This is a genomic window from Agrobacterium bohemicum (assembly GCF_002896715.1).
Classification (GTDB): domain Bacteria; phylum Pseudomonadota; class Alphaproteobacteria; order Rhizobiales; family Rhizobiaceae; genus Agrobacterium; species Agrobacterium bohemicum.
In genome coordinates this window covers 1-1319 of record NZ_PGEL01000004.1, presented here as the reverse complement: position 1 = coordinate 1319, position 1319 = coordinate 1, and the positions used below count along the sequence as shown (strand labels likewise).

At 57.8% G+C, this 1319-nt stretch carries 1 protein-coding gene; it reads right to left on the bottom strand.

What is annotated here, in order from left to right:
* Positions 1-32: 32 nt before the first annotated feature.
* Positions 33-1246 (bottom strand): IS3 family transposase gene (locus tag CUC55_RS00020; protein WP_425352689.1). Its coding sequence is split into 2 segments (ribosomal slippage): positions 33-910 and positions 910-1246, totalling 1215 coding nucleotides; the frame shifts between segments, so codons are not numbered across the junction.
* Positions 1247-1319 lie beyond the last annotated feature (73 nt).

The window sequence follows — 1319 nt, the reverse complement described above, 5'->3', positions numbered from 1 at the left end:
TGGAGTGCACCCCATTTCACCGGACAGGTCGGCTAGGTTGATTTAGCTCTGATGAACTGCCGAGGGGAAGCCATCTTGAGCGCGGAATGGGGATGGATTTCGTTGTAGTCCTCGATCCATCCGTCGATGAGCCGGAGCGCTGTTTGGGCGTCCGGTAGAGCTGATATCCGAATATAGTCGCGCTTCAACGTTTTGACGAAAGCTTCCGACATGCCGTTCGACTGCGGGCTGGCGACCGGCGTGAAGCAAGGTATCAGATTGAGTGCCTGGGCAAATATCCTCGTGTCCCGCGCTGTGTAAGCCGAGCCATTGTCAGAGAGATGCTCGATAGCATTCGGGGCTCGGGTTGCGCGGAAGCGTTTCTCGACTGCCTCCAACATCATGTCGCGCACGTCAGAGCCGGAGATGCCTGCATTGGCGACTGCCGTCCAAGCGATGATCTCGCGGTCGAAGGCGTCGATGATGAAGGCGAGACGGATGACCTCGCCATTCCAACAGGTGAACTCCAGACCGTCCGAGCACCAGCGCAGGTTAGAGCGCATGACCATGACCTTGCCATCATGGATGCGGCCTTTGCGAACGGCCGTATGTTTCTCCAGCAGCATGGCATGGTTGCCCATGATCCGATGAACCCGTTTGGCGTTGACGACAGGCTGATCGGCGGCTCGCCTTTCGCGATTGAGCAGCGCGGCGATCCGCCGATAGCCATAGGTTGGCCTTTGATCCACCAGCCTGCGAATGGTGGGTAGAAGCTCTGCATCCTCAGCCTTGTAGTAGGCTCCGCGTGGCTTTGATCTGCCTTTCAACCGCTCGACAAGGTTCGAGCGGGAGATGCCCAGCGTGTCGGCGACGGCCTTCATCGCGAACCGTCCTTCGGCAACAAGATCGGCCGCGATATCCGTTTTTTNGAGTCCGCTTTGGAAAGGGCTTCGCGGAGGATTTCGACCTCCATCGTCTTACGGCCGAGCATGCGCTCCAGCTCCCGAACGCGATCCTCCAGTTTCTTCACTTCAGAATTCCCGACAACCGGCTCGTCAGAATCCACGGCTGCAGCACCTCCCTCACTCAATAGCCTGCGCCATCGATACAGCAGATTGGGCGCAACGCCATGGCGGCGAGCGGTCGATGATACCGTCTCGCCAGGTTCAAAACTCTGCTCAATAATTGTCAGCTTCTGCTCGGTTGTCCACCGCCTGCGGCGCACATCTCCCGTCAGCAATTCAACGTGTCGATACTCGTTAGACATAAGCCTGTCCTCAAGCCTGTGCTTGAGCCTTTCTGCTTATGCCGACTGTCCGGTCGAAATGGGGTGCAGTTCA